The 16,050-nt window shown below is 64.1% G+C and carries 17 protein-coding genes; 10 read left to right on the plus strand and 7 right to left on the minus strand.

From position 1 onward, the window contains the following. Positions 1–483 precede the first annotated feature (483 nt). Both F1C58_RS02905 and F1C58_RS02910 read right to left on the minus strand, forming a co-directional pair. Positions 484–741 carry an acyl-CoA carboxylase subunit epsilon gene (locus tag F1C58_RS02905; RefSeq protein WP_255461229.1) on the minus strand — a complete coding sequence of 86 codons (258 nt, stop codon included), beginning with the start codon at positions 739–741 and terminating at the stop codon, positions 484–486. Beyond that, entirely contained in the window at positions 738–2,339 is a 1,602-nt protein-coding gene (locus F1C58_RS02910; protein WP_185202527.1) for an acyl-CoA carboxylase subunit beta, read from the minus strand. The genes F1C58_RS02905 and F1C58_RS02910 overlap by 4 nt, the downstream gene beginning before the upstream one ends. Positions 2,340–2,422: 83 nt before the next feature. On the opposite strand from F1C58_RS02910, the gene F1C58_RS02915 reads away from it, so the two are divergent. Then, positions 2,423–3,235: a biotin--[acetyl-CoA-carboxylase] ligase gene (locus F1C58_RS02915; RefSeq protein WP_185202528.1), complete on the plus strand. Its 813-nt coding sequence runs from the start codon at positions 2,423–2,425 to the stop codon at positions 3,233–3,235. Positions 3,236–3,238: 3 nt separating this feature from the next. Next, positions 3,239–3,790, plus strand: a complete 552-nt coding sequence (locus F1C58_RS02920) for a PH domain-containing protein (protein ID WP_255461230.1) — start codon at positions 3,239–3,241, stop codon at positions 3,788–3,790. Here the strand turns inward: F1C58_RS02920 and F1C58_RS02925 are convergent. Further along, positions 3,787–4,344, minus strand: coding sequence for a GtrA family protein (locus F1C58_RS02925; protein WP_185202529.1), 558 nt, complete (start codon positions 4,342–4,344; stop codon positions 3,787–3,789). The two genes, F1C58_RS02920 and F1C58_RS02925, sit on opposite strands and share 4 nt — an antisense overlap. Positions 4,345–4,428: 84 nt before the next feature. Between F1C58_RS02925 and F1C58_RS02930 the strand changes: the two genes are divergently transcribed. From F1C58_RS02930 to F1C58_RS02940, 3 genes are read left to right on the plus strand one after another with little or no spacing between them, the layout of a single operon-like run. Continuing rightward, positions 4,429–5,547, plus strand: a complete 1,119-nt coding sequence (locus F1C58_RS02930; RefSeq protein ID WP_185202530.1) for a 5-(carboxyamino)imidazole ribonucleotide synthase — start codon at positions 4,429–4,431, stop codon at positions 5,545–5,547. A gap of 17 nt (positions 5,548–5,564) precedes the next feature. Continuing rightward, the gene (gene purE, locus F1C58_RS02935; RefSeq protein WP_185202531.1) at positions 5,565–6,077 is read left to right on the plus strand and encodes a 5-(carboxyamino)imidazole ribonucleotide mutase; all 513 of its coding nucleotides are present in this window, start codon (positions 5,565–5,567) and stop codon (positions 6,075–6,077) included. 5 nt (positions 6,078–6,082) lie between these two features. Beyond that, on the plus strand, positions 6,083–7,417 hold the full coding sequence (locus F1C58_RS02940; RefSeq protein WP_185202532.1) for an LCP family protein: 1,335 nt from the start codon (positions 6,083–6,085) through the stop codon (positions 7,415–7,417). Between the two features lie 105 nt (positions 7,418–7,522). On the opposite strand, the gene F1C58_RS02945 is transcribed toward F1C58_RS02940, so the two are convergent. Beyond that, positions 7,523–8,665 carry a glycosyltransferase family 1 protein gene (locus tag F1C58_RS02945; protein ID WP_185202533.1) on the minus strand — a complete coding sequence of 381 codons (1,143 nt, stop codon included), beginning with the start codon at positions 8,663–8,665 and terminating at the stop codon, positions 7,523–7,525. Positions 8,666–8,857: 192 nt separating this feature from the next. On the opposite strand from F1C58_RS02945, the gene F1C58_RS02950 reads away from it, so the two are divergent. After that, positions 8,858–9,601, plus strand: coding sequence for a bifunctional 2-polyprenyl-6-hydroxyphenol methylase/3-demethylubiquinol 3-O-methyltransferase UbiG (locus tag F1C58_RS02950; RefSeq protein ID WP_185202534.1), 744 nt, complete (start codon positions 8,858–8,860; stop codon positions 9,599–9,601). 3 nt (positions 9,602–9,604) lie between these two features. Here the strand turns inward: F1C58_RS02950 and rfbD are convergent, their stop codons facing one another. Next, entirely contained in the window at positions 9,605–10,462 is an 858-nt protein-coding gene (gene rfbD, locus F1C58_RS02955) for a dTDP-4-dehydrorhamnose reductase (protein WP_185202535.1), read from the minus strand. Further along, complete coding sequence (gene rfbB, locus F1C58_RS02960) at positions 10,459–11,442, minus strand: dTDP-glucose 4,6-dehydratase (RefSeq protein WP_185202536.1); 984 nt, start codon at positions 11,440–11,442, stop codon at positions 10,459–10,461. Before rfbB ends, rfbD begins: the two co-directional genes overlap by 4 nt. A gap of 102 nt (positions 11,443–11,544) precedes the next feature. Here rfbB and F1C58_RS02965 point away from each other — a divergent pair, with 102 nt between their 5' ends. From F1C58_RS02965 to rfbA, 4 genes are all read left to right on the plus strand, one after another. Further along, a complete protein-coding gene (locus tag F1C58_RS02965) occupies positions 11,545–11,787 on the plus strand; it encodes a hypothetical protein (RefSeq protein WP_185202537.1) in 243 nt (80 codons plus the stop codon). Then, a complete protein-coding gene (locus tag F1C58_RS02970) occupies positions 11,784–13,241 on the plus strand; it encodes a glycosyltransferase (RefSeq protein ID WP_185202538.1) in 1,458 nt (485 codons plus the stop codon). Before F1C58_RS02965 ends, F1C58_RS02970 begins: the two co-directional genes overlap by 4 nt. Before the next feature lie 247 nt (positions 13,242–13,488). After that, entirely contained in the window at positions 13,489–14,100 is a 612-nt protein-coding gene (locus F1C58_RS02975) for a dTDP-4-dehydrorhamnose 3,5-epimerase family protein (RefSeq protein ID WP_185202539.1), read from the plus strand. Positions 14,101–14,104: 4 nt separating this feature from the next. Then, entirely contained in the window at positions 14,105–14,965 is an 861-nt protein-coding gene (rfbA, locus tag F1C58_RS02980) for a glucose-1-phosphate thymidylyltransferase RfbA (protein WP_185202540.1), read from the plus strand. Positions 14,966–14,985: 20 nt separating this feature from the next. Here rfbA and F1C58_RS02985 read toward each other — a convergent pair whose 3' ends face one another. Beyond that, on the minus strand, positions 14,986–15,846 hold the full coding sequence (locus F1C58_RS02985) for a glycosyltransferase family 2 protein (RefSeq protein ID WP_185202541.1): 861 nt from the start codon (positions 15,844–15,846) through the stop codon (positions 14,986–14,988). Positions 15,847–16,050 lie beyond the last annotated feature (204 nt).

A 16,050-nucleotide genomic window follows, 5' to 3' on the forward strand; every position in this document is an offset into this window, starting at 1 on the left:
AAGCCGAAAGCGGCGACAGCCCGGTCTTGAGCCCGCACATGGAAAACGGGACCGGCCCCCGAAGGCCGATCCCGTTTCAAGCTCCGGGTCAGGGCAATAACCCGAATATTGCCCTGACCCGCCCCCAAGCCATGAACCCGCTTACCCTAGTCGGTCCATGGTTGGCGGTGTAACTCGAAGAGCAACACCTAGCAAGATCAATAATGCGTGCCAGAGGCATGCCCGCAAAGTCGACACTTCGGGGGACATTCGGGGGACAGTTTTGTCCCCCGATTCGGAAAAGAAGCCCGTCAGACGCAATATATCGTTGTCCCCCTCGACGAATCCCGGGGTACATTTCGCGATTCCCTGAGCTATTGAGCAGTGCAGTTGGCGCAACAATGCGGATTCCGTCGCCGTCGCTGCGGAATTCGTACATTTCGAACCCAGAATTGCGCGATACCGAAGTATCACCCCTCAACGGGGCACACTTTCGTCGGCGAGCTATCCCGAGAAGGAGCGCCAAGCTCCGGCACCGCGAAGCAGCGGTCTGCGGATGCTGCGCTGACTGCGTTGCCACGCACTGACGACGGCTCCCTCGGCGCGCTGCCCATCCTCGAGTTCTTCGATCATGGACGTGAGCACCGCGGTCACCGCGGCAAGCTCTGCCGGGGACGGTTGACCCGCGATCACCTCGAACTCCGGGCCATCGCCCCGCTCCCGAGTCTCCGCCTCGTCGTTCCCCGGCTGCTGGAGGGTCACAGCGGGATGTTCCCGTGCTTCTTGGGCGGCAGGGTGGCCCGCTTTGTCCTGAGCGCCCTCAGGGCCTTCACGACCACCACGCGGGTGGCCGCCGGCTCGATCACCCCGTCGAGCTCACCGCGCTCCGCCGCCAGGAAGGGGGATGCCACGTTGTAGGTGTACTCGTTGGCGAGCTTCGTGCGCACCGCCGCGACATCCTCTCCCGCCGCTTCTGCGGCCTTGATCTCGTTGCGGTAGAGGATGTTCACGGCCCCCTGCCCGCCCATGACCGCGATTTCGGCGGTCGGCCAGGCGTAGTTGAGGTCGGCTCCGAGCTGCTTGGAGCCCATCACGATGTAGGCCCCGCCGTAGGCCTTGCGGGTGATGACGGTCACGAGCGGCACGGTGGCCTCGGCATACGCGTAGAGCAGCTTCGCGCCGCGGCGGATGACCCCGGTCCATTCCTGGTCGGTGCCGGGAAGATAGCCGGGAACGTCGACGAGGGTCAGGATCGGGATCGAGAAGGCATCGCAGAAGCGCACGAAACGGCTCGCCTTCTCGCCGGCCTCGATATTGAGGGTTCCCGCCATGGCGTTCGGCTGGTTCGCCACGACACCCACCGCGCGCCCCTCGACCCGGCCGAAACCGACGACGATGTTGGGGGCGAAGAGCGGCTGGGTCTCGAGGAAGTCGCCGTTGTCGACGATGTGCTCGATGATCGTCTTCACGTCGTAGGGCTGATTGGGGCTGTCGGGGATCACCATGTTGAGCTTGCGGTCCGCGTCCGTCGTCTCGAGTTCGACCGCGCTCTCGTACACCGGATGCTCGGCGAGGTTGTTGTCCGGCAGGAAGCTGAGCAGCGTGCGGGCGTAGTCGAGCGCGTCATCCTCGTCGCTGGCGAGCCAGTGTGCCACGCCTGAGATCTTGTTGTGGGTGAGGGCTCCACCGAGCTCCTCCATGCCGACGTCCTCACCGGTGACGGTCTTGATCACGTCTGGCCCGGTCACGAACATCTGGCTGGTCTTGTCGACCATGATCACGAAGTCGGTGAGCGCGGGGGAGTAGACGGCGCCACCGGCTGCCGGTCCCATGATGATCGAGATCTGGGGGATGACTCCGGAGGCAGCGGTGTTGCGGCGGAAGATCTCGCCGTACTTACCGAGCGCGACCACGCCCTCCTGGATGCGGGCGCCTCCAGAGTCCAGCATCCCGATGATCGGCACGCCGGTCTTGAGGGCGAGATCCATCACCTTGATGATCTTCTCTCCGGCCACCTCGCCGAGCGATCCGCCGAAGATGGTGAAGTCCTGGCTGTAGACCGCGACCTGGCGACCGTGGATGGTGCCGGTACCGGTGACGACCGCGTCGCCGTAGGGCCGCTTCTTCTCCATGCCGAAGGCGTGGGTGCGGTGGCGGACGAACTCGTCGAGCTCGACGAAGGATCCGTGATCGAGCAGCTGCTCGATGCGCTCCCGTGCGGTCTTCTTGCCCTTGGAGTGTTGCTTCTCGATGGCCGCCTCGCCGCTCGCGGTCACAGCTTCGTGGTAGCGAACCTTGAGGTCGGCGAGCTTGCCCGCGGTGGTGTACAGGTCATTCGTGGCGTTCGTATCAGCAGTCACGCGTTCACTTTACCGTCGGGCTTCTGCGCGAACCGGTGGTGGGATCCTACAAAGCTCGTCGATGGTGCCCGTAGCCTTGGGGGATGCAGCTTCCCCGCAGCGCCGCAGTCGCCTCCCGCCTCGAGATCCTCGACGAGTGCGGATCGACCAACACCGAGCTGGCGTCCCGGGCGTCCGGAGCCGAGGGGGACGGCTGGCCCGACTTCTCCGTTCTCGTCACGGCAAGCCAGACGGATGGACGGGGGCGACTCGGCCGTGTCTGGGTTGCGCCGCCCGGCCAGACTCTGGCGATCTCCGTGCTGCTCCGGCCGCGCCTTCCCGCCGGCGAGCCCCTCGATATCGACCACTACGGGTGGTTGTCCCTCATCGCGGGAATCGCCATGACGAATTCGCTCGCGCCGCTCGTTCCGTCGCATTCCGTGCGGCTGAAGTGGCCCAACGACGTGCAGATCGACGGACGGAAGGTCTCGGGGCTCCTCGCAGAGCTGCTCCCCGGCGGGCGTTCCGTCGTGATGGGCGCCGGCCTCAATCTCAGCATCGGTGAGCCGGACCTGCCGACGCCGACCTCGACATCCTTGGGGCTCAACGATCCGATTGCTCCGGATGCCGAACTCGCCGACCGCGCGCTCGCTGGCTACCTCGGCGAGCTGGGAAGGCTGTACGCCGAATTCCTGCGTTTCGGTGCCGACCCGGAGGCCAGCGGCATCGGGGAGCAGCTGCGCGAGCTGTGCAGCACTCTCGGCAGCCAGGTGCGGGTTCTCCTGCCGGGCGGCGATGAGCTTCTCGGCACGGCGGTGGGCATCGACGGCAGCGGCAGGCTGAGGGTGAAGAAGTCTTCGGATGGCCGTGTAGTGGCTGTCGCCGCCGGTGACGTGACCCATCTGCGGTATGAATAGGTGATGAGCGACGCACAGGACACCGAGCGGGTGGTGGCCCGCCTGAGGCCGCATGGGCGCGTCCTGTTCTGGCCGAGCGTGCTGTTCATCGCGGTCGCGGCCGCCGTCGGTTATTTCCAGGGGAGTTTTGCCCAGTCCTGGCAGAACATCGCCCTGCTCGCCGGTGCCGCCCTCGTGGTCGTGCTCCTGTGGCTGCTCCCGCTCGTGGCGTGGCTGGGGAAGCGATACGTGATCACGACACGTCGCATCATCCTGCGCACCGGCTTCTTCGTGCGCATCCGCCAGGAGCTGCTGCACAGCCGGGGCTACGACGTGACGGTGCGCCAGAACGGTTTGCAGAGCATGTTCCGCAGCGGCAACATCCTGATCAACACCGGGCTGGACCAGCCCGTGGTGCTTCGAGACGTGCCCGGGGCGGACCTCGTGCAGGCCGCGCTCCATGACCTGATGGAGAAGAGCCTCAACCCGATAGCGGCCCGGCGTCAGGCCGAGGCCTCGCGTTCGGGGCGGGATGTGGCACCCAGCGACGAGACGACCGCGTGGGGACAGCGCTAGGGTCGCGCTGCTTCTTCACTCGCGGTCTGCTCGTCTTCGAAGATCGACAGGCGGGCCGCCTCGGCCTTGTGCTCGCGAGCCGTGAGGCCGTCGGCGCGGTGGTGCCCGTAGACCCAGAAGCGGTAGAGCAGGAAGCGGAACGAGGTGCCGAGCACGAGTCCGACGAGGTTCGAGGAGATGTTGTCAGCGAATAACGAGGTGAAGCCGAGGAGATAGTGGGAGACCCACAGGCAGGCGAGCCCGATGAGGATGCCGCCCACCGACACCGCGCTGAATTCCGCGAGCTCGAGCACGAAGTTCTTGCGCCGATGTTCCCGGAAGGTCCAGTAGCGGTTGCCGAACCAGGTGACGACGGTCGCAATGCCGGCCGAGAGGATCTTGGCGCCGATCGGCCCCTGGAAGAAGTGGCCATCGCCGAAAGCACCGAGGCGGAGGGCGTTGAAGAGCCCAACGTCGACGAAATAGCCGGCGAGACCGACGACCCCGAATTTGAGCACATACCGCAGGAGCTTCTCATAGAGCAGACGTGCGAGGGAGACGAGGCGGGAGGGCATGGCGCCCTCCTTCAAAGGATCGGTGAACGGGCTCGAGAATCATAACCGGCTGCCCCGATGCTTATCCGAAAGTAGGCTGGCAGCGTGACTCTTCGGGTAGGTGTGATCGGTGGCGGACAGCTCGCGCGAATGATGATTCCCGCGGCGGTGAACCTCGGCATCGAACTGAGTGTGTTCGCCGAGACCGCAGGCGAATCGGCTTCCCTCGCGGTGACAACCCTTGGCGACTTCCGCGATACCGCAGATGTCCTCCCCTTCGCCCGCACGGTGGATGTCGTGACCTTCGATCACGAGCACGTGCCGCAGGAGGTGCTCGCGGCCCTCATCGAGGCGGGCGTGGCAGTGCGCCCCGGTCCCGAAGCCCTGCTCTACGCCCAGGACAAACTCCTCATGCGGGAGCGCCTGACTGCTCTCGGGCTCCCGGTGCCGGACTGGGCGCGGATCGACGAGGAAGCTCAGCTCGCCGAATTCCTGTCCGATCACGGCGGCCGTGCCGTGGTGAAGACCGCCACCGGCGGTTACGACGGCAAAGGGGTGCGGGTGGTCCGCGCCGCGTCAGAGGCCTCCGATTGGCTTGCCCTCGGGCATCCGCTGCTCGCCGAGGAGTTGGTGGATTTCCGACGCGAGCTCGCCCAGTCGGTCGCCCGTCGCCCGTCGGGTGAACTCGCTTGCTGGCCGGTGGTGGAGAGCATCCAACGCGACGGCGTCTGTGCGGAGGTGATCGCCCCCGCCCCCTCGTCCCGCGGAAGGCTCGCGGATGTCGCGGAAGAGATCGCGCGGTCTGTCGCGGAGAACCTCGGGGTGACCGGCGTGCTCGCGGTGGAGCTCTTCGAGACCACCGACGATCGGCTTCTGGTCAACGAGCTCGCGATGCGCCCCCACAACACCGGGCACTGGACGATCGACGGCTCCACCACGAGCCAGTTCGAGCAGCACCTGCGCGCAGTGCTCGACCTTCCCCTCGGCGCGACCGGATGCCGTGACGAATGGTCGGTGATGGTCAATATCCTCGGTGGTCCGGCGACGGGCGACCTCGACGACCGCTACCCGCACGCCTTCTCCGATGAGCCCTCGGTGAAGGTGCACAACTACGGCAAGGCGCCGAGGCCAGGGCGCAAGGTGGGCCACGTCACGGCCGCGGGATCCGACCTCGACGAGGTCGTGTTCCAGGCGCGTGCCGCTGCAGAGCATTACCAGAACTGACCTTTAGGCTGATCGCTATGCTCGAGCCCCTGTCTTCTGCGCTGCCCGTCGTGGCCGTCGTCATGGGATCCGACTCCGACTGGACCGTCATGAAAGACGCCGCGGCGGTGCTCGCCGAGTTCGATGTGCCCCACGAAGTCGAGGTGGTCTCGGCCCATCGCACCCCCGAGAAGATGATCTCCTTCGGGCGGGAAGCAGCCGACCGCGGCATCCGCGTGATCATCGCCGGTGCCGGTGGCGCCGCCCACCTTCCCGGAATGCTCGCGGCCGTCACCACCCTTCCCGTGGTCGGAGTGCCCGTCGCGTTGGCGAAGCTCGACGGACTCGATTCCCTGCTGTCGATCGTGCAGATGCCCGCCGGGGTTCCCGTGGCGACGGTATCGATCGGCGGCGCACGGAACGCCGGGCTGCTGGCCATCCGGATGCTGGCGATCTCCGATCCGGCGCTCTCGGCGGCGCTTGCCGGCTTCGCTCGCGATCTCGAAGCCTCAGTGGCGGCCAAGAACACCGCGCTGAAGTCGAGCCTGTGAGCGCGATGACCGCGACCAGCCCGATCCGAACCCCGGATCTGCGGTCTACCCCGACCATGACCAAGCGAGCCTGGTGGCTCGTCGGTCTCAACCTCCTCATCCCGGGCTCGGCGCAGATTCTCGCCGGCAATCGTCGTCTCGGTCGTTTCGGTGTCGGCACCACGTTCCTGCTCTGGGCAATCGGCGTCGTCGGCATCATCACCTGGATCGTCGCTCATACCGTGATCCTCAGCATCGTGACCAATCCGATCGGGCTCACCGTCATCCAGGTCGTCCTGGCCGCCTACGCGGCGCTCTGGATCGTGCTCACCCTCGACACCCTTCGGCTCACCAGGCTCATCGCCACCGCGCCGGCGATGCGGCCCGCGATCGCCGCCCTCTCGATCCTCGCCCTCGTCGCCACGGCCGGTATTGCGGGATACGGGGCCGTCAGCGCGGGTAGCGCGCGCAATGCGGTCAGTGCGATCTTCGCCGGGAGCGACATGGCCCCGCCGGTCGACGGTCGATACAACATCCTGCTGCTGGGAGGGGATGCCGGGCCAGACCGCACCGGCCTCCGACCCGACAGCACCTCTGTGGCGAGCATCGACGCGCAAACCGGAGCCACGACGATCATCGGCATTCCCCGCAACATGGAGCAGATCCAGTTCGCGAAAAGTTCGCCGCTCTACGGTCCCTTCCCGAACGGCTACGACTGTGGCGACCAGTGCCTCATCGACTACCTCTACACCTATGCGGAGGAGCACAAGTCCCTTTACCCCAATGCGGAATCGAAGGGCAGCTCGGCCGGCATCGAGGCGATGAAGGATGCCGCCGAGGGCGTGACCGGCCTCAAGATCCAGTACTACGGGCTCATCGACATGCAGGGCTTCGCCGATCTGATCGACGCACTCGGCGGCGTGACGATCGACGTGCCGGCCAAGCTCCCTTATGGACCCGTGACCGCGACGAAGCCCTACGGCACATTCCCGGCAGGCTCCCAGCACCTGGATGGCGCGCTCGCGCTCTGGTACGGGCGATCCCGCTACATGGGCAACGACTACGAGCGGATGGCCCGCCAGCGGGTGGTGCAGGAGGCGATGCTCAAACAGTTCCAGCCCCAGATCGTGCTGACGAAATTCCAGGACATCGCCAAGGCCGGAGCGCAGGTGGTGAAGACGGATATCCCCTCAGCGGCGCTGCCCGGTTTCGTCGATCTCGCCGAGAAAGCCCGAAAGCTTCCGGTGACCCAGCTCGAGCTGGTGCCCCCCGCGTTCGACCAGACACACCCCGACTACGCGAAGCTCCATGCGGCGGTGCAGGCGGCGACGCGCCCGACGACGGCGACGCCTGCTCCGTAGGGTCTCGATACGCGTTCTGGCGGGCGCTACTCGACAGCGGAAGAGCGCTGGTCGAGGAGGGCGTTCCACGCCCCTAACCGGTCCTCCGAAGCCACAGGTGCGCGGCTACAGGTCGGCGTGCAGCTGCCACACCTTCTCGGCGGAATCCTTCCAACTGAAGGTGCGCGCGCGGTCCCGACCCGCGAACCCCATGCGCTCCGCACGAGCCGGGTCCGAGGCGACGGACGCGATAGCGTCCGCCAACCGCTCGGGGTACGACTCCGCGGGTTCCCGTGCCACCGCGAGGCCGGCCCCGGCAGACACCTCGAGCACTGCGGGTGCATCCGAGTGCACCACCGGGGTTCCGAAGTGGAAAGCCTCGATCACGGGCAAGCCGAACCCCTCCGCCAGACTGGGGAACACAAACACCGTTGCGCGGTCGAGAGCGACCGCGAGATCGGCGTCGGCGAGATAACCGAGCGCCCGCACCCGTCCTTCCGCGAGTCCCGCTTCCGACGCGATCCCCGCGACATCGAGCCCCTCTGATCCCTCGGGCCCGGCGATCAGCAGGGTGTAGCCGTCCAGCTCGGGCGCCGCCATGGCCCGGATGAGCTCGGCTATGCCCTTGTGCGCCTGAAGAGTTCCGACGCTCAGAATGAATCGTTTCGGCAGTTCGAGGCGCTCCGCACGGACGTCCGGATCCACGGGAAGAGTGAGCTTCGAACTCACTGCTCCGCCGATCACCCGCACCCGATCGCCGAAATCGTGGATATTGGAGAGCTGGGACGCAACCGTGTGGGTCGGCACGACCACGGCATCCGCGTACCGGTAGGCCCGCTTCACCATCGCCTTGTACCAGCCGAGGCGTCGCGAAGAGAGGGCCTCGGGGTTGGTCCAGGGGATGGCGTCGTGGATGGTCACGGCGATCTGCTCGCCGACGCTGTTCACGCGATCGTGTTTGAACAGGGGGGCGAACAATCCGGTCGCGTGGATCATGCCGCTCCCCGGCAGGCGGGTGAATCCGTGTTGCCAAGCCAGCTCCAACTCGCGGCGGGCGAGCGCGCTCTTGAAGAGTCCGTCGAGGCCGGGAAGCACTGTCTCGATCAGTTCGTAGTGCGATTCGGGGGAGGACGAGACGATCCCGCTCACGTGACAGCCCCTCGGCGCGGTACGGATCAATTCGCGGGTGAGCTCTTCCGTGTAGCGACCGATGCCGCCGGGGATGGGGGCGACGATCTGGTCAACGATCACGCGCAGGGTCGTCGTCATTCCACTCCAATGAAGTTGTCGGGGATCGCCGATTCCCCCGCATCGACATTACCAGCGAGCCGCAGACCCCGCGAATGGGGGTCAGCCTTGAGAGCTTCGCTTCCGTCATCGTCCCGCGTCTCCGGTCCTCTCAGACACCGTGCCATCATGGGAGTGCAATCTCGAAGAAGCTCTCGAATCGAAAGTCCACACGTGTCGAATGACGAACCAGGCTCCGGCAGCTCCGACTATGTCGAGTGGAAGGGGTGGGTAGACCAGACGCCTTTCGGTTTGCTTTCCGCCGGCGAAGCGGCCTATTTCACCAGTGAGCTGAAAGACGTGCGTGCGGGTCGAGACGGTATCCGGGATGTTCTCGAAATCGGATACGGCAATGGATCGTTTCTCGCCTACTGCCGGTCGAAAGGCTGGAATATCACGGGGACCGAATTGGATCCCGGACTCGTGCAGGCCGGGATCGATTCGGGTTATGAGGTCTTTGCCGCCGATCGCATGGATCGACTCGCCGGCCGCACCTTCGACCTGATCGCGGTCTTCGACGTGCTCGAGCACATACCGCAGGAGGCGGTGCCGGCTTTTCTCATCGAGTTGTCCGGCGCGCTCCGCGAGGGGGGCAGGATGATCTTCCGCTTCCCGAATGCCGACAGCTGGCTGGGCAACCCGCTCCAGAACGGCGACCCGACCCACGTGACCGCAATCGGGTATCTGAAGATGACGTTCTTCGCTCTCCAATCCGGACTCGAGGTCGTCGCCTTCCGTGGTGCGCGTCGCCATGGCTTCGCGACTTCCGTCGCCAACGGGGTCTACTCTCTTGTCGCTGGACCGGTCATCGCAGTTTCAGCCGCCGTCAAGCGAGCGTTGTACTTTCCCGGACTGCCCGTCGTGCTTTCGACTTCCAACGTCGTGTGCATCGTTCGTCGTGCGGGCGCATCGCGCTAGAACTCAGCGAGCGAGATCAAGAGCTCCGGCGGAAAAGGCCGCAGAAAGAGCGGCTTTCCAATTCCTCATCGGCGAGAGGCCCGCGGCCGCCCAGCCATCATGCCCGAGCACCGAGTAGTCCGGGCGGGGGGCCGGGCGCACGAACTCCGAGCTCGTGGTGCTCTTCACCCGCTCCGGGTCGAGGCCGACCACCTGGAAGATCTCGCGGGTGAAGTCGTACCAGCTCGCTTCGCCGGAATTGGTGGCGTGATAGACGCCCGGAGCGGCATCCGCGTCGAGCAGCTCGACGATCTGGCGGGCGAGATCACCGGTCCAGGTCGGTTGTCCCAGCTGGTCGGTCACCACGCTCACCGTATCGTGGCTCGCCGCGAGTCGCAGCATGGTCTTGGCGAAATTGGGGCCGCCGGCGCCGTAGAGCCAAGCGGTGCGCACTATGTAGGTGCCTTCGGGATTGGCGGCCAGCGCGAGACGCTCACCCTCGGCCTTGGTGCGACCGTAGGCCGAGATCGGGTTGAGCGGAGTCGCCTCGTCGTAGGGAGAAGTCGCCGACCCATCGAACACGTAGTCGGTGGAGACCTGCACGAGCTTCGCGGCGGCCTCGGACGCCGCGATGGCCAGGTTCTGCGCACCCGTTGCGTTGACGGCGAAGGCATCGGCCTCGTTTGTCTCGGCATCATCTACCTTCGTGTAGGCGGAGGCATTGATCACGACGTCGTGTCCGGCCACCGCTGATCGCGCGGCTTCCAGGTCGGTGACGTCTAGGTCAGCGCGAGCGAGAGCGGTGAACTCCCGGCCGGCGAGGGCCTTCTGCAGGTCCTGGCCGAGCATTCCGGATGCTCCGGTGATGAGGTATTTCGTCACAGCGCGGCGCGCTCCTTCAGGGGTTCCCACCAGGCGCGGTTGTCGCGATACCACCGCACGACATCCGCGAGCCCTTGCTCGAACGGCACCTGGGGCTCGTAGCCGAGTTCGGCCTGGATCTTGCCGATGTCGACGCTGTAGCGGAGGTCGTGACCGAGGCGATCGGTGACCCGGTCCACGTAGGACCAGTCCTTGCCCGTGGCATCCAGCAGCAGCTGCGTGAGCTCCTTGTTGGTGAGTTCTGTGCCCCCACCGATGTTGTAGATCTCACCCGCGCGACCGCCGACGAGCACCATGGCGATGCCGCGGCAGTGGTCGTCCACGTGTAGCCAGTCCCGGATGTTGTTGCCCTCGCCGTAGAGCGGCACGTGCTTGTCGTCGATCAGGTTCGTGACGAACAGCGGGATCACCTTCTCGGGGAAGTGATATGGGCCGTAGTTGTTGGAGCACCGGGTGATCGAGAGGTTGAGGCCGTGGGTGCGGAAGTAGCTGCGGGCGAGCAGGTCGCTTCCGGCCTTCGACGCCGAGTATGGCGAGTTCGGTTCGAGCGGCCGTGACTCGTCCCAGGAGCCCTCGGCGATCGATCCGTAGACCTCGTCGGTGGACACGTGCACGAAACGCTTGAGCTCGGCGCGCAGCGCCGCGTCGAGCAGGCGCTGGGTGCCGAGCACGTTCGTCTCCACGAAGATGCCGGAGTCGCGCACCGAGCGGTCGACGTGGGACTCCGCAGCGAAGTGAACGACGGCATCCACGGTCGGAAGGAGCTTATCGAGCAGCTCGGAGTCGCGGATGTCCCCGTGCACGAACTCGTACCGCGGGGAGTCGGCGATAGGCGCGAGGTTCTCGAGGTTGCCGGAGTAGGTGAGCGCGTCGAGCACCATCACATCCGCACCCTCGAGGCCGGCATAGGCGTCCTGCAGGGTGCGGCGAACGAAGTTCGAGCCGATGAAACCGGCGCCGCCGGTGACGAGGATTTTCATGGGACAGCGTTCCTTTATTGCGACGAGACGAGCAGGGACGGAGCCCCTGGAGTGGCGTTGGTAGGCTTACAGCGTATTCTTCCAGCCAGCGATGGGATGACGATGACGGAAATTACGCCGAACGACGCCATCGATTACGAGCGGGATGCGCGGCAACTGGCGCTCGTGGATCGGATAATCGGGCTCGAGGCACAAGTTGCACATCTCCGATCCGTCAACACGTCGCAGGCACTCCGAGAGCAGCTCAATGAGGTGAAGTCCTCGACCACCTGGAAGGCTGGCCGACTCGTTCTTGCGCCCGCTCTCGCACTCAAGCGTCTCATGGGTCGGACCGCTGCTAAATGACTTCTGCGGTAACCGTGGTGGTGGTGTCGGCCACGCAACCCAGCGGAAGGCTCGAAGAATCTGTGACGGGTGAGGGTTTCGAACTCCGAAGAGTCAACCGGGTGCCCGACGAGTCTGTTGCGACAGCAGTGGTGCAGGCTCTCTCCGATTCGACGAGCGAGTTCATCGCTGTCGTAGAGAGCGATGGCTGGATGTCCCCGCACGCGGGTGACGCGATTCGGCAATATCTGAGTGCGAACCCGTCGGTCGACGTGCTCTACGCAGATGGGGCTGCAGTGGGACGACGAGGGCGCACGACATCGGTCGCGCGTCCCGACTATTCCCCGGAACGCCTACGCTGTCAGTTCTACTGGGGCGATCTCGTGATCTACCGCAGGTCGGTATTCGAGTCGCTCGGCGGTCTCGATTCGACGGTTCCCGGAGCTGAACTCTATGATCTGGCACTCCGGTCGACAGCGGTTGCCCACTCGATCGAGCACCTCGCCCTTCCGGTTTTCACCCGTCCGAGCGCAGCCATCCGTCCGCTCAACTACCAGGAGCTCGAGTCCACCCGCGTCGCTCTGGAGCGCCATCTTGCCGCGACTGGCGGAGGCACCGTCAGGTCGGTCGGAGCCGATGGTGTCCACGACACCCGTCGCAGTGTCAAGGGCGAACCCCTGATCTCGATCGTGATCCCATCACGGGGAATCCATAGCATGGTCGACGGCCGGACACGGTGCTACCTTATCGATGCTGCCCAAAGCATTATGGATCTCTCGACATATCGCAACTTCGAGATCGTGGTCGCGCTCGACAGCGTCGCTGAACCGGCCGTTGTCACCGAGCTTGCAGACATCGTGGGCGATCAACTCCGAATCGTCGAATGGACGAGGCCGTTCAATTTCTCTGAGAAAGTCAATGCGGGAGTGCTCCACTCGCGAGGCGAGTTCGTCCTTCTCCTGAATGACGACGTCAGGGTCCTCGACGAGGATTGGCTCGAATCGTTGCTCGCTCTTGCACAGCTACCGGGCGCCGGTATGTCAGGCGGCCTCCTCTACTACGAAGACGACACCATTCAACATGCGGGACATGGCTACTTCGAGGGAGACGCGTCGCATATCGGGTTGGACGCGCAAAGGACGGACCCTGGCCCCCTGGAGGGATACCGCGTTGAACGCGAAGTGTCCGGCGTAACCGCCGCCTGCGCGATGATGCCTCGGTCGGTCTATCTCGAAGTAGGCGGCCTCTCCAATCTCCTTCCCGGCAACTTCAATGACGTAGACCTGTGCATGAAAGTCACCTGGCGGGGATACCCGATCTATTGGACTCCTCACGCCGAGTTGTACCATTTCGAGTCGAAGACCCGCGACGCATCTGTGCACGCTTTCGAAGTGGACGTCGCGTGGGGACGCTGGGGGTTCCGCATGCATGACCCGAGGTACTGGCCGTACCCGCACAATCGGCCACCAAGCTAGTCGCGACCTGGCGAGTAAGTAAGCACATAATATCGATTGTGTGCCGGATCGCGCCCCTGGACTTGGGGCGAATGCAAACACGACATATGGGCGCTCGGCTACCATTTCTTCGGTGCCGCTTCGGTAGGAATTCACAAGGTGCTGGCGGTCACGACACGGCCCAGACTCCTCTACGGTGAGGCGGTCCGCGTGTAAGCAGAAGGGTCGACGACGCGGCCGCGCGAAGCCGCCTTGGTAAGCTCTCGGTGTGCAAATTCGCGAACTCTCTATCCCTGACTCCTATGAAATTACGCCAAATCCGTTTTCGGACGATCGGGGTGTGTTCATGGAGTGGTACCGGTTCGACCGGTTCGCGGAGGTAGTGGGGCATCCAATCGATCTGCGCCAAGGCAACCTCTCCGTCTCCAAGAAGGGTGTGGTGAGGGGCATCCATTTCGCTGATGTGCCGCGTGGCCAGGCCAAATACGTCAGCGCAGTACACGGAGCAGTACTCGACTTCGTCGTCGACATTCGCGTGGGATCGCCGACGTTCGGCCAGTGGGATTCGGTGCTCCTCGACGATGTGCAACATCGGTCGATCTACATCGCCGAAGGGCTGGGTCATGCGTTTGTCGCTCTCACCGAAGGAGCAGTGGTGAGCTACCTGGTGAGTGACACCTACAACGCCGCTCGTGAGCACGGCATCGACCCCCGTGACGGCCAGATCGGATTGGTCTTTCCGCCCGAGGCCGGAGAACTCATCCTCTCGTCGAAAGACACCGATGCGCCGACTCTCGCCGAGGCGGAAGTGAGCGGACTCCTTCCCTCCTGGGTAGACCTCCGGGCCTTCTATTCGTCCAACGACGCGACGGGAAGCTGAACAAATGCGTGGAATCATCCTCGCCGGGGGATCTGGCACGCGGCTCTGGCCCATCACCAAGGGCATCTCGAAGCAGCTGATGCCGATCTACGACAAGCCAATGATCTATTACCCCCTTTCCACCCTGATGATGGCTGGAATCAAAGAGATACTGGTGATTACGACCCCGGAGTACAACGACCAATTCAAGGCCCTTTTGGGAGATGGTTCCCAGCTGGGAATCACGATCGAGTACGCCGTTCAGCCGTCACCGGACGGTCTGGCTCAGGCCTTCATCATCGGCGAAGAGTTCATCGGCGACGACAGCGTGGCGTTGGTTTTGGGGGACAATATTTTCCACGGCGCGGGACTGGGCGCATCTTTGCGCGCCCACGAATCGATCGACGGAGGATTGATTTTCGCTTACCACGTCTCCAATCCCGCGGCCTATGGAGTCGTGGAGTTCGACGAGAATATGGTAGCTCGTTCTATCGAGGAGAAGCCTGTTTCTCCAAAGAGCAGCTACGCGGTTCCGGGCTTGTATTTCTACGACAATTCGGTCGTCGGTATCGCGAAGACAATAGCGCCGAGTTCTCGCGGTGAACTCGAGATATCGACGATAAACGAGAGATATCTCCAACGCGGCAACCTCCAGGTGCAGATCCTCGACCGAGGCGTGGCCTGGCTCGACACTGGCACCTTCGAATCGATGATGCAGGCTTCCGAGTATGTGCGCGTGATCGAAGATCGTCAGGGGTTCAAAGTCGGTTGCATCGAAGAGATCGCGTGGCGGGCTGGCTGGATCGATGATGACGAGTTGGCCGCTCTTTCCGTTCCATTGATAAAAAGCGGCTACGGCACGTATCTAGCGAGCCTGCTCGGCTGATTGGCGAGGGCGCGTAGAGCTCAATCGTGAACGAGCCATCGTGCCCGGAATTCCAGGCCGACGCGAAGCGCGACTCGCAACGGGGCGAGGTACCACGCGGCATATTTTCGGGAGAGGTAGAGATACGCGCTTTTGTGGTGCGCAGTGATCATGCGGGAAGACTCGGTGTTCGTGGAGTGCGCGCCGGTGTGGGTGACTACAGCCCCCGGTTCATAGATATTGGACCAGCCCGCCTTACCGAGTCGATAGCCGAGATCGACATCTTCGAAATACATGAAGAACGCGTCATCGAAGCCGCCGAGTTGTTCGAAGGCCGTGCGCCGCACCAAGAGGCATGAGCCCGACAACCAGCCGGCAGGGCGTCGCACTGCGGCGGCGCTGAAATCCGAAAGGTATCGAGTGGTCCACGGATTTGATCGCCAGATCCGGCCAAGGAGGGCATGACCTATTCCCGTACGAAGAGAGGGAAGCTCCCGCGCGGAAGGATAGCTGGATCCATCTGAATTGAGGACTTTGGGGCCGACGGCCCCCGCTGTCCCGTCTCGCTCAAGCGCGGTCCGAAGCGTGCTGAGAGCGCCTCCACGGAATTCGACATCGGGATTGCTGATCAGTACGGAATCGATTGTCCCGGGAAGTGTAGCGACAGCCCGATTGACCGCCCCGCCGTACCCGTAATTGTCCCCGAGTTCGAGGAGCACCGCGGAGTATTCCACGCAGGCCAAGCGTGTCTGAGCGAGGTCGTTCGATCCGTTGTCGGCCACGATGATGGTGACGGTACTGGACTCTGTCGCGCGGACGGAGGAGAGAAACGCCCTCAGATGGGCGCCCGAGTTGTAGGACACCGTGACCACTGCAGTCGATGCAAGCGCAGTGTCAGACATGATTCACGAGCTTACTCTGACCTCTGACACCGCCGTTGCGGGGGGCATTGCTAAGGTTGACTGTTCGCAAGTAATACGGGCGGGCCCGGGATGTAAAGGACCAAATGAGATTTTTGAGACTGGTCGCCGTCGGCCTTCGAATACTTCGGACCGAAGGTTGGCAGTCGTTTCTCGCCCGTTCGCGCAAGCGGCTCACTTCGGAGA

Origin of the sequence: Glaciihabitans sp. INWT7 (assembly GCF_014217685.1) — a bacterium.
GTDB lineage: Bacteria > Actinomycetota > Actinomycetes > Actinomycetales > Microbacteriaceae > Lacisediminihabitans.

Coding starts and splice junctions, on each gene's coding strand:
- F1C58_RS02915 (WP_185202528.1), top strand. CDS start 2,423: ATGCAGCTTCCCCGCAGCGCCGCAGTCGCCTCCCGCCTCGAGATCCTC.
- F1C58_RS02920 (WP_255461230.1), top strand. CDS start 3,239: ATGAGCGACGCACAGGACACCGAGCGGGTGGTGGCCCGCCTGAGGCCG.
- F1C58_RS02925 (WP_185202529.1), bottom strand. CDS start 4,344: ATGCCCTCCCGCCTCGTCTCCCTCGCACGTCTGCTCTATGAGAAGCTC.
- purE (WP_185202531.1), top strand. CDS start 5,565: ATGCTCGAGCCCCTGTCTTCTGCGCTGCCCGTCGTGGCCGTCGTCATG.
- F1C58_RS02940 (WP_185202532.1), top strand. CDS start 6,083: ATGACCGCGACCAGCCCGATCCGAACCCCGGATCTGCGGTCTACCCCG.
- F1C58_RS02945 (WP_185202533.1), bottom strand. CDS start 8,665: ATGACGACGACCCTGCGCGTGATCGTTGACCAGATCGTCGCCCCCATC.
- rfbB (WP_185202536.1), bottom strand. CDS start 11,442: ATGAAAATCCTCGTCACCGGCGGCGCCGGTTTCATCGGCTCGAACTTC.
- F1C58_RS02965 (WP_185202537.1), top strand. CDS start 11,545: ATGACGGAAATTACGCCGAACGACGCCATCGATTACGAGCGGGATGCG.
- F1C58_RS02970 (WP_185202538.1), top strand. CDS start 11,784: ATGACTTCTGCGGTAACCGTGGTGGTGGTGTCGGCCACGCAACCCAGC.
- rfbA (WP_185202540.1), top strand. CDS start 14,105: ATGCGTGGAATCATCCTCGCCGGGGGATCTGGCACGCGGCTCTGGCCC.
- F1C58_RS02985 (WP_185202541.1), bottom strand. CDS start 15,846: ATGTCTGACACTGCGCTTGCATCGACTGCAGTGGTCACGGTGTCCTAC.